Source organism: Micromonospora sp. DT231 (assembly GCF_049847025.1).
Lineage (GTDB): Bacteria > Actinomycetota > Actinomycetes > Mycobacteriales > Micromonosporaceae > Micromonospora.
In genome coordinates, this window is sequence record NZ_JBNCNO010000006.1 from 247,414 (window position 1) to 263,467 (window position 16,054).

Sequence of the window (16,054 nt, forward strand, 5' to 3'; positions counted from 1 at the left end):
CGGGCGGCACCGTTTTCGCTTCATTCCGAAAGGACTCCACAATGGTGGGCATTGCGCAGAAACCCTCGGTCGCCGCCGTGCAGGAAGGCGAATTTCCGGTCACGCACTTTCGGACGGCGACAGTCAACGGGATCGATATCTTCTATCGGGAGGCCGGACCGGTAGACGGCCCAGCGGTCCTGCTGCTGCACGGATTTCCCACGGCGTCATCGCAGTTTCGTCATCTGATCCCCCTGCTCGCGGACCGGTACCGGGTGATCGCCCCGGATTTCCCGGGTTTCGGCCACAGCGCCAGTCCGGACCGGTCGTCGTTCGACTACACGTTCGCCAACTTCGCCAACCTCATGGAAGGCCTGCTCGGCCAACTCGGCGTGGATCGCTACGCGCTCTACTGCTTCGACTACGGCGCGCCGACCGGCTACCGGCTGGCCCTCAAGGGCCCCGACCGGGTCAGCGCGCTCATCGTGCAGAACGGCAACGCGTACGAGGAGGGCCTGAGTGCGTTCTGGGATCCGATCAAGGCCTACTGGGCGGAGAAGACCGACGAGCGCCGCCAGGCCATCGCGTTCATCCTCAGCTCCGACACGGTCAAGCAGCAGTACACGGCGGGGGTGCAGGACGTCAGTCGGCTCGACCCCGACCGGTGGGACCACGACGACATGCAGCTCGCTCGCCCCGGCAACGCGGACATCCAGCTGGATCTGTTCTACGACTACGGCAGCAACGTCACGTTGTACCCGGAGTTCCATGCCTTCTTCCGTGACCACCAGCCGCCGACGCTGATCGTCTGGGGCAAGAACGACCCGGTCTTCCCGGCCGCTGGCGCCCACCCCTATCGCAAGGACCTGCCGTCGGCCGAGTTCCACCTGCTCGACACCGGCCACTTCCTGCTGGAAGACAAGCTCGACGTCGCCGCGCCGATGATCCGCGACTTCCTCGACCGCTCCATCGGTCGTTCCTGAACGCGGGGACGGCTCGGCCAGCGCCGTCACCGGGGCGGGGACAATGCGGCAATGTCAGATTTTACGAAGCCCTTCGGTTACCGCCTGATCACCGGACCCGATGATGCCGAATTCTGCGCCCGTGTCAGCGCGCTTCTCGATCAGGGCTATCGACTGCATGGTTCACCGGCGCTGACCTTCGACGGCGACCGCGTCATCGCCGCGCAAGCGGTGGTGCTGCCGCACCCGGTCGATCCCGAGGCGGCCACGGACGACGCCAGGTAGGGGCGCGGTGGCACCAGCCACTGTCACCAACGCTCCACGAGGTGTTCCCGACCCTGCGGCGGATCGTACGGTTCAGGCCAGTAGTCGATGATCTTGTCAATCAGCCCCTGCTCGGACATCTCCAGCCAGACGCACGCGTCCTGTTGCTCGTCGCCGACGCGGACGTCGAGCAACAGGGCGGCGGACCGACGCCGCAAGGTCGTGTCGCGTCAGCGAAACGACTCGACGTTGCGCGCGGCCCAGGCGGCGAAGGGGCGTGGCGGTCGGCCCAGGACCTCCGACACGTCCGGGCTGATCCGCTGCTCCCGTGCGGTCGGCGCACCGATGATCGCCAGCGTTCCCTCGACCACCGGTGGTGGCATGAATCGCAGCAGCTGTTCGCGGGCCTCGTCGGGCGTCTGCTCGACGAAACTGATGGGTTCGCCGAGCGCGGTGGCGAGATCGGCAACCCGTTCCCGTGGCGTGCTCAGCGCCGGACCGGTCAGCTCATACGTGCGACCGACGTGGGCGCCGTCGCGGATGGCGACAGCCGCCACCTCGGCGATGTCGTCCGGATCGATCACCGGCAGACCGACCTCGCCGAACGGTGCGGCCACCGACCGTCCATCGCGGACTGATTCGGCCCAACCGAGGGCGTTGGAGGCGAAGCCGCCGGGGCGCAGGATCGTCCAGTCGAGGCCGGAGCGGCGTACCTGCTCCTCGATGGCGTGCAGGGGCGCGTGCGACGCCGTGCCGGGCCTGGTGCCGACCGCCTGCGAGGATTGCAGCACGATGCGCTTCACGCCGGCGTCCGTGGTGACCCGCAGGATCTCGGGCACGTCGAGATGCGCTCCGGCACCCTCCACGAGCAGGAACAACGCCTCGGCGCCAGCGAGCGCCGGCCGCAGGCTCTCCGGCCGCTCCAGGTCCGCGCGATGGTGGCGAACCCCGTCCGGTACGACGACCGGGCGTCGCGCGCGGGACACCGCCGTCGCCGCGGCACCCGACGCGGCGAGGATGGACAAGAGCGTCCGACCGACATTCCCGGTGGCGCCTGTCACGACGAACATGTCTGAACCTCCAAGTCGACCGCGCCGTCCACGCGGTTGGAGGAGACGTTAGTAGCGCCGATATAGTAGGTACCTAGAGGATAGGTACGGCTCTATGACGGAGGCCACATGCAACGGTCAGCCAACCCCGAGCTGGCCTGCCCGGTCGCGCCGGTGGTCGACATCGTGTTCAGTCGATGGACCACACCCATTCTGTGGGCCCTGCACGAGTACGGGCGGCAGCGCTTCGTGGAGCTGGAGCGCCGACTGACAAGCATCACACCGAAGGTGCTCACGCAACGGCTACGCCAACTCGAACGCGACGGGCTGGTGGCACGCACCTACTACGCCGAGGTGCCACCCCGGGTCGAATACGAGATCACCGAGCTGGGCGCCAGCCTCGGTCCGCTCTTCGCGCACCTGACCACCTGGGCCGACGCCCACCTCGGCGAGGTGGAGCGCGCACGGCACGCCTACGACGCCGACCGGTGAGGCACCACGCGTACACCGTCGACGGCAGTTGCTGAGCCGCCAGCCATCGGGCGAGGGTTCGTTCGGGGAAGTACCGTCGGGGCTCGCGGTATCCGGCTGTACGGCTGCCACATGTTCGGCTACCCACGCGTCCCGGTCGATCAGCTCAAGCTCCGAGAAGGAGAGGCTGGCCAGGTGCACCTGCGCGCCGGCGCGCCACAAGGCGAACGCCAGGGGTAGTCCCGCGTACACGTCGAAGCCCCCGCCCGCTCCGGCGATCAGGATGCTCCGCGCCGGAGCCAGCGCGGCAAACAGTGGCGGAACGGCCAGCGAGAACGCACCGGAGTCGGCCGACAGCGCGGCAGGGGTGATCACCGCACAATGATCACCGACGGCGGAGGCGTACCTCAACTTCTCTCCCGACAGGGGCCTTCCTTGGTGACTACCCGACCTCGAATCGACCGCGTTCTGGTCAGACGGCTGATCGTGACGCAGTTCCCACAGTGGGCCGGGCTGCCGCTGCACCTGGTCGAGCCGGGTGGGTCCGACCACGTCATCCATCGGCTCGGCGAGGCACTCGCGGTCCGGTTGCCCCGGCACGCTGGCGCCGTCAGTCAGGCCGAGAAGGAGTATCGGTGGCTGCCCCGGCTGGCCCCGCACCTTCCGCTGGCCATCCCGCAACCGGTCGCGGGTGGCCGCACAGACCACCCGGCAGATCGGGGAAGCGCTCATCGGTTGATGGGTTCGCGGCCGATCACACCGCACGTGATACGGCCGACGGGGCGCTTCGGGGCAGTCAGATCGGTGCTGAGGTCGGTAGGGTGCCGTCGATGGGGTGCCGGCCATTCCCGGACGCGGTCCTCGGCACGTCCAGGTGACCTCCACCAATTCGAAGGAAGCCCGGCATGAGTAGCCCCCGCGAAACCTTCCTCCGGCTGGTGAACGGCGTCTGCGACGGTCCGTACGACGACCTGGCTGACCTGTACGCCGAACAGACCCACGTCACGCATCCGTTCCACCCGCTCAACCCGCCTCCGCTGCGCAGCCGCGCTGAGCTGCACGAGCACTTCACCGCGCCGCCCCCGGTCGCCCGGACCCTGAACCGTAAACCGGTCGACGTGACGATTCATGAAACCGCCGACCCGGAGGTGATCGTCGCCGAGTTCGCCTATCAGGGGCGGGTCGACGAGACAGGTGAGGCGTTCACGGTGCCGTGCGTCTTCGTGATGCGCATCCGCGACGGGCTCATCATCGAGTCGCGCGACTACATCGACCACATCTCCAGTGCCCGGGCCTGGGGTCAACTCGACAGTCTGCTGACCGCGCTTCGTCCGCAGGAGAGCACCACAGTCGAAGGCGCAGCCCAGCCCTGAGCCACGGCCGGCTACGGCGTCCAGTCGCGCCGGAGCAGACCGTAGATCACCAGGTCTTTGAAGCCGTCGCCGTCGTACTCGCGCTCCCGCTGGGTGCCTTCGTGCGTGAAGCCGCAGGTCTCCGCGGTCCGCCGCATGGCGGTGTTGCTGGCCAGCGTCTCCAGTTCCAGGCGGCGGAGGTTGCGGTTGCGGAAGCCGTACCGGCAGAGCAGCCGGATCACCTCCGCCCCGTACCCCTGGCCACGGGCCTCGGCGACCAGCGAGATGCCGAGGTGGCCGTACTGATTGAACGGGTTGATCCCCCACAGCGCGCCGCCACCGAGGAACGTGCCGTCGGCCGTGGTTTCGGCAAGCAGCGACACCGGGGCCTGGCCGTCGGGCGGCTCGGTGACCTGCTTCTCCAGTCGCGCCCGGACCTGGCCGACGTGGCGCGGCAGGAACGGCTCGCCGTAGGTGATCAGGTGCATCTCGGGATCGCCGTACAGGCGGAGCATGTTCGGCGCGTCGTCTGGCGTGGGCGGGCGCAGTCGGACCCGGTCGGTGGCGAACATGCCGCGACGCTAACAGCCAGCCTGGAGATCCACGACCCGGTATACCTGCTCACAGCACCCCGAGGCCGATGGCGAGTTGGGTGATCATCGGCGGGGCGTCCGAGTCGCGGGCGACCTGGGCCACCACGTCCCGGGCGGCTGGCCGGTGGCGGATCTCGGCGGGCGCGATGCTCTCAGCCCGCAACAGGACCCGGGCAGCGTTGGCGGGGTCGTCCGCTATCGAGTCAGGGCCGGTACGCCTCGTACACCTCACGGAATGCTGCCGCTTCCGCCGTTCCGGTGTGCTCGACTCCTCGGAGCACCTCCCGCACCCGCCACCAGTTCGAGGACACCACCCGCCCCGACCGGACCGCGTCGGCGGCCACGGCACCGGCCTCATCCGGCTGGTCGGCAGCCAACAGCGCCATGGCGAGATCGAGACGGGCGGAAGCAGAGCGCCGTGGTCGATCCCCGCCATCGCCGCGCGGGTCCAACTCCGCCAAGACGGTCCGGGCGACCTGCTCGGCGGCCGGGTCGCCCGCCCACGACAGCGTGGTCGCCGTGTACGCCAACGCCTTCGTCGGGTCGTACCGGTAGTGGTGCTCGGCCCGCTCCGGCACCGGCAGGTTCGCCGTCAACCGATCCAAACGATCAAGCGCCTCACGGGTCCGCCGAACGTCGGCCAACCGCGCCCACACCCGCGCCTCCTGAGCGTCGCCCGCAGCACCGTCAGCCAACCACCGGCGACGACGAGCCGTCGGCGCTGCGCCAGTGTCCCGCGGCCGTCGAGCAGCCGCCCCACGTAGGCCAACTGGCGACGCACCAGCGGCAGCAGGTCAACCGGCCGCATGAGCGCGTACGCGCTTGCCAGGTCATCCACCCCCGCCTCGATCCGAGCGAGCGTGTCGGCGCTGACATCGCTGAGCCGCACCCGAGCCAGCAACTCCCCGGCCTCGGTGTCATGGTCGACGGGCTCGTCCACCAGACGGGCGAGCGTCCCGCCGGCCCGCAACACGTCGTCGAGGTGGCCCGCCGTTTCGGGGGTGGGGGCCTTCGCACCGGTCTCCAGATCGTGCAGGTGGCTCTTACCCCGGTGGGCGAGCTGACCCAGTGCCCGCAACGACAGCCCACGTTCGGCCCGAAGCGCACGCAGTTGGGCACCGAAGCGCGGATCGACATGCGACACGACGACGCCCCCAATCGAGAGGCAGGACGGTCAGACCGGATCCGCGGACCACTGCTACGGACAGTACATCGAGCAAACACGGCACCCATCCGGGCTGGACGCTCTCGTTGCCGCCGCCGCAAGTCGTTCGCGGGATGCTTCGACGTCCAAGGCCCCGGGAAGAATGGCCCTGGTCGCCCGAGCACTGCGCCACCACAGAGCACCACCAACAGCCAGCCGGCGAGCAGGCGCGTCGACACGGCCATCCTGGCCTGGTTCCCGGGACCGAGTCGGCGGTGTTCGTACAGCCGGGCGGCAACTACCGCCAGCACAGCCACCACATCAGCAGAATCGGCCCCACCGTGAACATCATCAGCCGCACCGATTGATCATGCCAGCGCGTTACGAGCTGAGTCAGACGCCGACTCTCGGGGTCCCCCACAGAGACAGGCAGAACGGATGCCCGGCCGGGTCGGCGTACACGTAGCAGTGGTCTGCGTTGGGCTGATGCGCGAATCGGGTAGCACCGGCCGCCAGCACACGCGCTCCGGTCGCCTCCAGGTCGTCGACGAAGAACTCGAGGTGCATCTGCATCCCCACCTCGCCATCCGGCCAGGTGGGTGTCCGGTAGTCGTCGACCTGCTGGAACCCGATGTCACCGTTCGGCCCTTCGACGAGCGCCCAGCACTCGTCACCATTCGCGACCCCGCCGGTGATCTCGGCGTAGAACCGTGCGAGCGCGATGGCGTCGGGCGCGTTGACGGTCGTCAGGCTGAGCCTGATCAGGTCCGACATCAGCCGATCCCAATCCGCTGGTACGTCGGCGTGAGTTCTTCCCAACGTTCCTTCCAGTCGGGCGCTTGGGCGTCGGAACCCCAGCCCTCGGGGTGGACCGGGCCGTCGACCTCCAGCGACCGACCGAGATCCTCCAGGTGGACCCGCCAACCAGAGGCGTGGAACGGGAGACTCCCAATCGGCAGGCCGCGCTCCTCAACCAGCAGCCGGGTCTTGGAGCCCTCCTCGGTCAGCCACGCCTCGATCTGCCCCTCGTCGTCCGTACCCGGCTTCGTCGTCAGCAGCAGGTGGTGGGGCGCGTCGCACACCTCGATGCGCGCCGGACCGGTCCAGCTGCTCGTGAAGACTGCCTGGATCGTGCCGCCGACCCGCATGTCGCCGTCGACCCGGGCCATCCAGCGGGCCAGCCGCTCGGGCGTCGTACACGCCTGCCAGAGGTCGCCGATATCCGTGTCGTAAAGGTTCTCGACCCGGACTGCTCCGCGGGTCTCGTCGAGCTTTCGCGTCGTCGCGGTCGTCGTCATCGTCGCGCCTTCTTTCCTCGTGCGACCTCGGTATGAAGAGCGTCGAGCCGGTTCTCCCAGAGCCGGCGGTACTCTCCCAGCCACTCGTCGACCTCGACGAGCGCCTCCGGGCGGAGCGTGTAGATCCGGCGTTGCGCGTCCTGGCGTACGTCGACCAGCCCGGCTTCCCGCAGAACCCGGAGATGCCGGGAGACGCCCGGGCGGGCGATCGGGAGAGCCTCGGCCAGCTCTCCCGCACTCGCCGGGCGCTCGCGGAGAATATCGAGAACCGTGCGTCGACTCTCGTCTGCCAGCGCATGCAACACGGCGTCCATGGCGTCAACGTAACCCGCCGGGTACGTATCCACAAGGTTACGTTCAATCCGTGAAGGGGTGTCTCGTCGTGTCCAGCAGAGACAGAAGGGTCCCCTCCCGACGACGCTGTCGGGAGGGGACCCTTGCCTGCGGTGCGGGTTACGGCTTGACGTACGCGTTCACGAACGACGGGTAGCCGAAGACGCTGGAGATGAAGATCCCGCCGGCCTTGGAGCCGTGCACGTTGTAGGCCACGTCGACGAAGAGCGGCACCACCGGCGCGTGCTCCTTCATGATCCGCTCGTCGAGCTTGGCCCACTCCGGGCCCTGGTCGGCGGCGGGCATGGCCTGGATGCGGTCCATCTCGGTGTTGATCGTCGGGTCGTTGAAGTAGGACTGGTTGCTGTTGCCCTCGGCCTTGATGGTGCGGCCGTCGTAGAGCACCGGCAGGATCGACGCCCCGCTCGGCCAATCCGCCGCCCAGTTACCGATGTAGAGGTCCCAGGGGTTGTCCTTCTTCTTGATCTCGTCGAGCTTCGCGTCGTCGGAGATGTTCCGCAGCGTGATCTTGAAGCCGGCGCGCTCCAGGTTGGCCTTGAGCTGCGCGCCCTGCTGCTGCTCGGTCGAGTTGTCGGCGACACCGAGGACCAGCTCCGGCGTCTTGCCGCCGAGCAGTTCCTTTGCCTTGTCGACGTTGCCGTTGGCCCCCGCCGGGTACGCGTCGTACGCCTTGTAGCCGATGGTGGCCGACGGCATCAGCGTGGTCAGCGGCGCGGCGACGGTCTGTCCGCCCATCGCCTTGATGAAGCCCTCGCGGTCGATGGCGTAGTTGAGCGCCTGGCGGACCTTCAGGTCGGTGACCCGCTGGTTGTTGATGACGAGCTGGTTGGCGCTCGGGGTCGGCGAGAGGATCGTCCGGGACTTGAGCGCGGTGTCCCCGGCCACCTTGGCGACAAGCGAGGCGGGCACGGTGTTGAAGGCGAGCGCGCTCTGGTCGGCGCCGTTGTCGGCGATCACCCGGTTGTTGGCGGCGTCCGCGGTCGGGCCGAAGCTCCAGACGAACTGGTCCGGGTACTGGTGCCGGACCGGGTCGGTCTTCGGGTCCCAGTTGGGGTTGCGGTCCAGGGTGAGCTGCACGCCGACCTGGTTCTTGGCGACCTTGTACGGTCCGGACGAGAACGGCTGCTTGTCCAGGTCGACGCCTGTGTCCTTGTCGGCGGGCAGCGGCGCGGTGGTCGGCAGCGAGACCGCGAACGGCAGGTCACAGCGGGGCTTGGCGAACTCGAAGCGCAGCGTCTTGGCGTCCGGCGTGCTCAGGCCGGGCGGCAGCGACGTCTTGTTCTTCTTGAAGTCCCACTTGGTGTCGAACTGCGGGGTGTCGGCCAGCCACTCCTGGATGTAGGTGGGGCCGCCGGAGAGGTCCGGGTCGAAGGACCTGGCGATGCCGTACGCGATCTCCTTGGCGGTGATCGGTCGGCCGTCCTCGAACTTCACCCCGTCCTTGACGGTGAATTCCCAGACCTTGCAGTCGTTGTTGACGTTCTTGCCCGGCGTCTCGGCCAGGTCGCCGACGAGGACCAGGCCGCCCTTGCCGTCGTCCTTCCAGGTGGTCAGGTAACGGGCGAAGAGCGGGTTGGTCATCAGACCGGCGAACGAGTACGTCCGCTGCGGGTCCAGGTGGGAGATCGGCGACTCCCGGATGATGGTGAAGGTGCCGCCCTTCGCGGCGCCGCTCACCTCGGCCGCCGGCCCCTGCGAGTCCTTGGGGTCGGTCGCGATGACCCCGGTCTGCTGCCGGTCGGTGTCCACGGTGGTGCCCTCGCCCGTGTTCTTCGAGCACGCACCCAATGCCACCACCAGAGCGATCGCGCCGCCCGCGGCGGCCACCACGCGTGGTCTCATGAATACCCCCTTCACCATGTGCCGTGCGTTTCGTCGGGGCGAGAACCGCCGACGTCCCGAGGATCGTAAGGAAGAAAAACTACAAGTTGTGTAACAGTTGTCGATAAATTTCGCCAGCAGCCACGCCCTGGACAGCGCCCTGGGCAGCGGCCGGGTCAGCGCAGCCGCACCCGGGGGTCGATGGCCGCGTAGAGCAGGTCCACGAGCACGTTCGCCAGCACCACGAAGACGGCCGCGATCAGCACGGTGGCCATGATGGTGGGCAGGTCGCCCGAGCGCACCGCGTCCACCGCCGTACGCCCCAACCCCTGGATGCCGAACGTCGTCTCGGTGATCACCGTGCCACCCAGCGCCCCGCCCACGTCCAGCCCCGCGATTGTCACCACCGGGGTGATCGCCGCGCGCAGCGCGTGCCTGCCGTACACAGTGGGTTTGGCCAGGCCCTTGGCCCGCGCGGTGCGGACGAAGTCCTCCGAGAGCGTCTCCAACATCTGCGCCCGGGACAGCCGGGCGTAGATGGCCGAGAAGAGGAAGGCCAGCGCCACCCAGGCGAGCACCAACCCGCTGGCCCACTTCGCCGGGTTGTCGAATATCGAGGTGTAACTGGGCACGGGCAGCAGCCGCAGGTTGTAGACGAAGACCAGCAACAGCACCGCGCCCACGAAGTAGAGCTGCAACGAGGCGCCGGTCAGCGAGAAGCCGATGGCCAGGCGGTCCAGCCAGGTGCCGCGCCGCAACGCGGAGACCATGCCGAGGCCGACCCCGAGCAGCAGCCAGAGGATCGCCGCCGGGATCACGATGCTCAGCGTCACCGGCAGCACCCGGGCGATGGTGTCCGAGACGGCCTCGTTGGTGACGTACGACCAGCCCAGGCAGGGCGCGTCACACCTGCCACCCTGGGCGCTGCCCAGGTCCCGACCGGTGACGATGCCCTTCATGTAACCGGCGTACTGGCTGATCAGGGGGTCGTTCAGGCCAAGGTCGTCGCGGACCCGCTCCAGCCGCTCCGGGTTGCAGTTCTTCGAGCAGATGCTGCTGACCGGGTCGCGCGGCAGGGCGAAGAACATCAGGAAGGTCAGCACGCTCACCGCGAACAGGGTCAGCGTGGCGGAGAAGAGCCGCTTGATCAGGAACCGTGACATGAGCCCACCCCTACCGGGACGACTTCGGGTCGAGCGCGTCCCGCAACGCGTCGCCGAAGAGGTTGAAGGCGAACACCAGCGCGAAGATCATGATGCCCGGGAAGAACACGTAGGCCGGGTCGGTCTGGAGGAAGTCCAGACTGTCGTAGATCATCCGGCCGAAGCTCGGCGTCTCGTCGCTGAGACCGACACCGATGAACGACAGCGCGGCCTCGCTGGTGATGAACTGCGGCACCGCCAGGGAGAACGACACCAGGATCGGCGCCCAGATGTTCGGCAGCAGTTGCCGGAAGAGCATGTGCCCCAGCCCGGCCCCGCTGGCCCGGGCCGCCTCCACGAACTCCCGCTCGCGCAGCGCGATCACCTGCCCGCGGACCAGCCGGGCCGTGCTGGTCCACCCGAAGATGGCGAACACCGCGATCAGCACGCCGATCCCGAAGGCGGACGACACCTGCCCCCGCTCACCGTAGAAGCGCAGCGTGACAGTGGGGGTGAGCGCCAGCGCGATGATCAGGAAGGGCATGGCCAGGGTCAGGTCGGTGATCCAGTTGATCACCGCGTCGAGCCAGCCGCCGAGGTAGCCGGCGAGCGCGCCCAGCACGACCCCGATCGTCGCGGTGATCAGCGCCGCCGCGAACGCGACGAACAGCGACGTCCGCAACCCGTAGATCAACCGGATGAAGATGTCCCGACCCAGGTTCGGCTCCAGGCCGAACCAGTGGTCCCCGGTGACGCCGCCGGCGTAGCCCAGTGGCATGCCGAAGCCGTCCAGCAGGTTCTGGAACTGCGTCCGCGGCCCGACGCCGTAGGCCATCTCGATCAGCGGGGCGGCCAACCCCAACAGCAGGAAGAAGACCAGGAGTACGCCGCTGACCACGGCCGTCCGGTCGCGACGCAGTCGCATCCAGGCGAGCTGACCGGGTGAGCGGCCGACGACGCCCTTCACGGCGGGCGTGTTCGCGTCCGGGTCGGACTCGATCTCGGCCAGCGCCACACCCTCCACCGGGGACAGGCTCACGGCGACACCTCCTCGACGACCTCCGCAGCCGACTCCGCCGACTCCGGAAAGTGACACGCGGTGGCCTGCCGGCCGCCGTCGCGCGGGACCAGCGCCGGCTCCTCGCTCGCGCAGATGTCCTGCGCCTTCCAGCAGCGGGTCCGGAAGCGGCAGCCCGACGGTGGATCGAGCGGGGTGGGCACGTCACCGGTCAGCCGAATCCGGCCCGCCGGCCCGAGCTGGGTGACGTCCGGGATCGCCGAGAGCAACGCCCGGGTGTACGGGTGCTGGGGGCGTTCGTAGATGTCCGCCCGGTCGCCGATCTCCACGATCCGACCCAGGTACATGACCGCGACCCGTTGGCTGAAGTGCCGGATCACGGCCAGGTCGTGCGCGATGAACACGAACGCCAGGCCCAGCTCCCGTTGCAGGTCACGCAGCAGGTTGACCACCTGCGCCTGGATCGAGACGTCAAGCGCACTCACCGGCTCGTCGGCGACGATCAGCTTGGGCCGCAGCGCCAGCGCGCGGGCGATGCCGATGCGCTGACGTTGACCGCCGGAGAACTCGTGCGGGTACCTGTTGTAGTGCTCCGGGTTCAACCCGACCAGTTCCAGCAACTCCCGCACCCGGGCCTTGATCCCACCCGGCGGCTTGATCCCGTTGACCTGCAACGGCATCGCCACGATCCGGCCGACGGTGTGCCGGGGGTTCAACGAGGCGTACGGGTCCTGGAAGATGATCTGGAGTTCCTGGCGCAGCGGGCGCAACTCCCGCCGGCCGGCGTGGGTGATGTCCCGCCCGGCGAACTCGATGCTGCCGCTCGTCGGCTCCAACAGCCGCACCAGCATCCGGCCGGTGGTGGTCTTGCCGCAACCGGACTCCCCCACCAGGCCGAGCGTCTCGCCGGGGCGCACGTCGAAGTCGAGCCCGTCCACCGCCCGCACCTGGCCGGTGGCGCGCAGCCCCTGGCGTACCGGGAAGTGCTTGGTCAGCCCGCGTACCCGCAGCAGTGGTTCGTCGGTCATCGGGCCACCCCCACGGATGCGACGTCCTCGGCGTAGAACGTGGTGCGCTCCTCGGCGCTCAGGTGGCAGGCGACCAGGTGGCCGTCGGCCCCGGCCGCCCGCAACTCCGGCACCTCACTGCGGGACCGGCTGCCGACCCGGTCCGCGTACCGGCAGCGGGGATGGAACGCGCAGCCGGACGGCAGGTTGATCAGGCTGGGCGGGTTGCCGGGGATCGGCACCAGGTCCGCGTCCGCGTCGCCGTGCAGCGACGGGACGCTGGAGAGCAACCCCCAGGTGTACGGATGCTGCGGCGCCCGGAGCACCTGCTCGACGCTGCCCCGCTCGACGGCACGCCCGCCGTACATGACCAACACGTCGTCGGCGACCTGGCCGACCACGCCGAGATCGTGGGTGATCAGGATGATCGCGGAGTGGAACTCGGCCTGAAGGTCGGCGAGCAGGTCCAGGATCTGCGCCTGCACGGTGACGTCCAGCGCGGTGGTCGGCTCGTCGGCGATCAGCAGCGCCGGGTCGTTGACCAGGGACATCGCGATCATCGCCCGTTGCCGCATGCCGCCGGAGAACTCGTGCGGGTACTGGTCGAAGCGGCGGGCCGGCTGCGGAATGCCGACCCGGTCCAGCATGTCCACCGCCCGCTGGCGGGCCTCGCGCCGGTTGGCCTTCGGGTGGTGCACCCGGTACGCCTCGGCGATCTGCCGGCCCACCGTGTAGTACGGGTGCAGCGCCGACAGTGGATCCTGGAAGATCATCGCCATGTCCCGGCCGCGCAGCCGGCGTACCTCCTCGTCCGGCAGGCCGACCAGCTCCCGGCCACCGACGGAGATCTCCCCGGTGATGGTGGCCCGTTTGGGGTCGTGCAGGCCGAGGATGGCCAGCGAGGTGACGCTCTTGCCGGAGCCCGACTCGCCCACGATGCCGAGGGTGCGGCCCCGCTCGACGGCGAACGACACCCCGTCGACCGCGCGCACCACGCCATCCTCGGTGTCGAACCGGACCCGCAGGTCACGCACCCGCAGGTAGGCGTCCGAACTGTCCACGGCCACCTCCCTCAGTGACGAAGAGAACTTACATGAAAGTCCTGAGGGTGAAAATAAGCTACAAAGCCGGCACGTGTCAGCGGGCCCGAGCGTAACGAGTCCGCATCGGCCCCGCACCCCCGTCACCTCGCCATCCACGCCCGTTCATGGCCGCACTCGCACGTCGGGGTCCCCGCGCCCCGCGCCCGCGCCCCGCGCCCCGCGCCAAGATCCGAGCAACTTCCCCGAAGTTGCTGCCTCAGGCGCGGCGGAGGCAGCAAAATCCCCGATACTGCGCGAATCTTGACGACGATCACCGCCCCCCAGGGACCGGAAGTGGAGTTGGGGCACCCTCCGCCGCCAAGGTCACGCTCGAACCAGGATCTAGTGGCATCGCCGAAGCGCCGATACCACTACATCCAAGATCTAGCGCGATCTTGCAGCTCAACCTTGCCGATCACACGTCTGACCGGGCATGTCATCTCGTGCTCGCACGTCGGGTGCGACCTCGGCAATCCGGAATGAGCTGCACTGGGCTGGTGATTCCCGCCGAGGTTCTTGACCACTCGCTGCCTTGGGCCGAGTCGGACCATCTCGCCCTCGGTGAGACGGCCCAGCGGATCGAACTCCTCGACGGTGGACTGCTCATCGGACCATCTCCGTCCGTCCGACACCAGGTGATCGTCGGTGGTCTGGTGGCAGCTTTGGAACCAGGCTGTGCTGCCGCGAATCGCACCCTGCTCCCGGTCATCAACCTGCGGCTGAACGCCACCCGGATCCTCAACCCCGACCTCGTGGTGACGGCGAAGCTGGATCTCACGGCGGACTGCGTGCCGGCGGATGCGGTCCTGCTGGTCGGTGAGGTCAGCGCACCGCCCGCCGCCACCATCGACCGGGTGCTCAAGCCGCACCTGTACGCCGCAGCCGGGATCGGATGGTATCTGCTCGTCGAGCAGGAAAGCCTGACCGTGAAGCTCCACCAGCTACACGGCGCCCACTACGTGGAGCGGTCGACGGCCAGGGCCGGCGAGGTGTTGGAGCTGACCGAGCCGGTGAAGGCCACCATCCGACCGGAGGAGCTGCTCCCCCGACGGGTGTCGGTCGGCTGGCCTAGGGTCGGTCCATGACCGAGTTCGACGCGGCCACCGCCGCCGTCCAGGCCGCCCTCGACGCGGGCGCCCGGTACGCCGACGCGCGGGTGATGCACCGCCGCTACGAGTCGATGACCGCGCGAAACGGTGACGTGGAGGAGTTGACCCAGGACGAGAGCATCGGGCTCGGTGTCCGGGCGCTCGTCGGTGCGAGTTGGGGCTTCCACGCCGTACCCGATCTCTCGGACGCCGCCGCCCGCGAGGCCGGCCGGCGCGCGACGCGGACCGCCATGGCGAGCGCGCGGGTTCCCGGCCCGCCCGTCGACCTGGTCCCGGCGCAGGCGGTCACCGCGAGCTGGGCCTCCGGCTGCGAGATCGACCCGCTCGGGGTGCCCCTGTCGGACAAGGGCGACCTGCTGGTCGGCGCGACCCGCACGATGGCCGAGCACGGCGCCGACCTGGCCGAGGGCCTTTACCAGATCTGGGACACCGCGAAATGGTTCGTCTCCAGCGAGGGTCACCGGATCGACCAGCGGATCCGCGAGTGCGGCGGCGGCATCTCCGCCACCTCGATCGGTGCGGGTGAGACGCAGCGCCGGTCCTGGCCCAGCTACCGGGGGCAGTACGGGACCACCGGCTGGGAGCTTGTCGAGTCGCTGGACCTGGCCGCGCACGCCGCGCAGATCGCCGAGGAGTCGCGGGCGCTGCTCACCGCGCCGCTCTGCCCGGCCGGCGAGACCGATCTGATCCTCGGCGGTGAGCAGTTGGCCCTTCAGATCCACGAGTCGGTCGGGCACGCCATCGAGCTGGACCGGATCCTCGGCTGGGAGGCGGCGTTCGCCGGCACGTCCTGGCTGGACCTGGCCCAGCTCGGTTCGCTGCGCTACGGCTCCGAGCTGATGAACATCACCATCGATCCGACCATCCCGGGCGCGCTGGGCAGCTTCGGCTTCGACGACGAGGGCTCCCCGGCGGTCAAGCGGGACGCGGTCCGCGACGGTCGCTGGGTGGGGGTGCTGGCCGGCCGGGACTCCGCGGCCATGGCAAGCCTCGACTACGGCGGCAGCGTACGCGCCGACGGGTGGGCCCGACTGCCGATGGTGCGGATGACGAACGTCGGTCTGGAACCCGGCCCGCACACCCTGGAAGAGATCATCGCGGCGACCGACGACGGTGTGCTGATGGACCTCAACCGCTCCTGGTCGATCGACGACAAGCGGCTCAACTTCCAGTTCGGCTGCGAGGTCGGCTGGGAGATCAAGAAGGGGCGGCGGGGGCGGATGCTGCGCAATCCCACGTACACCGGGATCGGCCCGCTCTTCTGGCGCTCGATGGACATGCTCTCCGGCGAGACGGTCTCCTGGGGCACGCCCAACTGCGGCAAGGGCCAGCCCGGCCAGATCGGGCACACCGGCCACCCGGCCGCGCCGGCCCGCTTCCGCAACGTCCGAGTGGGGGTGTCAGCGTGA

At 69.0% G+C, this 16,054-nt stretch carries 17 protein-coding genes and 2 pseudogenes; 6 read left to right on the forward strand and 13 right to left on the reverse strand.

All coding sequences use genetic code 11. From position 1 onward, the window contains the following. Window positions 1–41 precede the first annotated feature (41 nt). Entirely contained in the window at window positions 42–962 is a 921-nt protein-coding gene (locus tag ACPXBU_RS18065) for an alpha/beta fold hydrolase (RefSeq protein WP_425758899.1), read from the forward strand. Window positions 963–1,013: 51 nt separating this feature from the next. Continuing rightward, the gene (locus ACPXBU_RS18070) at window positions 1,014–1,226 is read left to right on the forward strand and encodes a DUF1737 domain-containing protein (RefSeq protein ID WP_425758900.1); all 213 of its coding nucleotides are present in this window, start codon (window positions 1,014–1,016) and stop codon (window positions 1,224–1,226) included. 23 nt (window positions 1,227–1,249) lie between these two features. Here ACPXBU_RS18070 and ACPXBU_RS18075 read toward each other — a convergent pair. Together ACPXBU_RS18075 and ACPXBU_RS18080 are read right to left on the reverse strand one after the other, a co-directional pair. After that, window positions 1,250–1,408, reverse strand: a pseudogene (locus ACPXBU_RS18075) (nuclear transport factor 2 family protein); the annotation flags it as partial. Between the two features lie 27 nt (window positions 1,409–1,435). Next, the gene (locus ACPXBU_RS18080) at window positions 1,436–2,275 is read right to left on the reverse strand and encodes an NAD(P)H-binding protein (protein WP_425758901.1); all 840 of its coding nucleotides are present in this window, start codon (window positions 2,273–2,275) and stop codon (window positions 1,436–1,438) included. Between the two features lie 108 nt (window positions 2,276–2,383). Between ACPXBU_RS18080 and ACPXBU_RS18085 the strand changes: the two genes are divergently transcribed. Next, window positions 2,384–2,746, forward strand: a complete 363-nt coding sequence (locus ACPXBU_RS18085; protein WP_425758903.1) for a winged helix-turn-helix transcriptional regulator — start codon at window positions 2,384–2,386, stop codon at window positions 2,744–2,746. An 884-nt stretch (window positions 2,747–3,630) separates the two neighbouring features. Beyond that, the gene (locus ACPXBU_RS18090; protein WP_425758904.1) at window positions 3,631–4,098 is read left to right on the forward strand and encodes a nuclear transport factor 2 family protein; all 468 of its coding nucleotides are present in this window, start codon (window positions 3,631–3,633) and stop codon (window positions 4,096–4,098) included. Window positions 4,099–4,109: 11 nt separating this feature from the next. Here ACPXBU_RS18090 and ACPXBU_RS18095 read toward each other — a convergent pair whose 3' ends face one another. The 11 genes and pseudogenes from ACPXBU_RS18095 to ACPXBU_RS18145 form a co-directional block, all read right to left on the reverse strand. Further along, window positions 4,110–4,649, reverse strand: a complete 540-nt coding sequence (locus ACPXBU_RS18095) for a GNAT family N-acetyltransferase (protein WP_425758905.1) — start codon at window positions 4,647–4,649, stop codon at window positions 4,110–4,112. Window positions 4,650–4,698: 49 nt separating this feature from the next. Beyond that, complete coding sequence (locus ACPXBU_RS18100; RefSeq protein WP_425758906.1) at window positions 4,699–4,833, reverse strand: hypothetical protein; 135 nt, start codon at window positions 4,831–4,833, stop codon at window positions 4,699–4,701. A 40-nt stretch (window positions 4,834–4,873) separates the two neighbouring features. Then, window positions 4,874–5,829 (reverse strand): annotated as a pseudogene (locus tag ACPXBU_RS18105) (helix-turn-helix domain-containing protein). 378 nt (window positions 5,830–6,207) lie between these two features. After that, window positions 6,208–6,588, reverse strand: coding sequence for a VOC family protein (locus ACPXBU_RS18110; RefSeq protein WP_425758907.1), 381 nt, complete (start codon window positions 6,586–6,588; stop codon window positions 6,208–6,210). Continuing rightward, window positions 6,588–7,112: an SRPBCC domain-containing protein gene (locus ACPXBU_RS18115; RefSeq protein ID WP_425758908.1), complete on the reverse strand. Its 525-nt coding sequence runs from the start codon at window positions 7,110–7,112 to the stop codon at window positions 6,588–6,590. Before ACPXBU_RS18115 ends, ACPXBU_RS18110 begins: the two co-directional genes overlap by 1 nt. Then, a complete protein-coding gene (locus tag ACPXBU_RS18120; protein ID WP_393372167.1) occupies window positions 7,109–7,426 on the reverse strand; it encodes an ArsR/SmtB family transcription factor in 318 nt (105 codons plus the stop codon). Before ACPXBU_RS18120 ends, ACPXBU_RS18115 begins: the two co-directional genes overlap by 4 nt. A gap of 139 nt (window positions 7,427–7,565) precedes the next feature. Continuing rightward, window positions 7,566–9,308, reverse strand: coding sequence for an ABC transporter substrate-binding protein (locus ACPXBU_RS18125; RefSeq protein WP_425758909.1), 1,743 nt, complete (start codon window positions 9,306–9,308; stop codon window positions 7,566–7,568). Between the two features lie 155 nt (window positions 9,309–9,463). Further along, window positions 9,464–10,450, reverse strand: coding sequence for an ABC transporter permease (locus ACPXBU_RS18130; RefSeq protein WP_393372172.1), 987 nt, complete (start codon window positions 10,448–10,450; stop codon window positions 9,464–9,466). A gap of 10 nt (window positions 10,451–10,460) precedes the next feature. Beyond that, window positions 10,461–11,468, reverse strand: coding sequence for an ABC transporter permease (locus ACPXBU_RS18135; RefSeq protein ID WP_393372174.1), 1,008 nt, complete (start codon window positions 11,466–11,468; stop codon window positions 10,461–10,463). After that, entirely contained in the window at window positions 11,465–12,475 is a 1,011-nt protein-coding gene (locus ACPXBU_RS18140) for an ABC transporter ATP-binding protein (RefSeq protein WP_425758910.1), read from the reverse strand. Before ACPXBU_RS18140 ends, ACPXBU_RS18135 begins: the two co-directional genes overlap by 4 nt. After that, window positions 12,472–13,515, reverse strand: a complete 1,044-nt coding sequence (locus tag ACPXBU_RS18145) for an ABC transporter ATP-binding protein (protein WP_393372178.1) — start codon at window positions 13,513–13,515, stop codon at window positions 12,472–12,474. Before ACPXBU_RS18145 ends, ACPXBU_RS18140 begins: the two co-directional genes overlap by 4 nt. A 518-nt stretch (window positions 13,516–14,033) precedes the next feature. Here ACPXBU_RS18145 and ACPXBU_RS18150 point away from each other — a divergent pair. Both ACPXBU_RS18150 and ACPXBU_RS18155 read left to right on the forward strand, forming a co-directional pair. Continuing rightward, the gene (locus tag ACPXBU_RS18150; protein ID WP_425758911.1) at window positions 14,034–14,621 is read left to right on the forward strand and encodes a Uma2 family endonuclease; all 588 of its coding nucleotides are present in this window, start codon (window positions 14,034–14,036) and stop codon (window positions 14,619–14,621) included. Next, the gene (locus tag ACPXBU_RS18155; protein WP_393372182.1) at window positions 14,618–16,054 is read left to right on the forward strand and encodes a TldD/PmbA family protein; all 1,437 of its coding nucleotides are present in this window, start codon (window positions 14,618–14,620) and stop codon (window positions 16,052–16,054) included. Before ACPXBU_RS18150 ends, ACPXBU_RS18155 begins: the two co-directional genes overlap by 4 nt.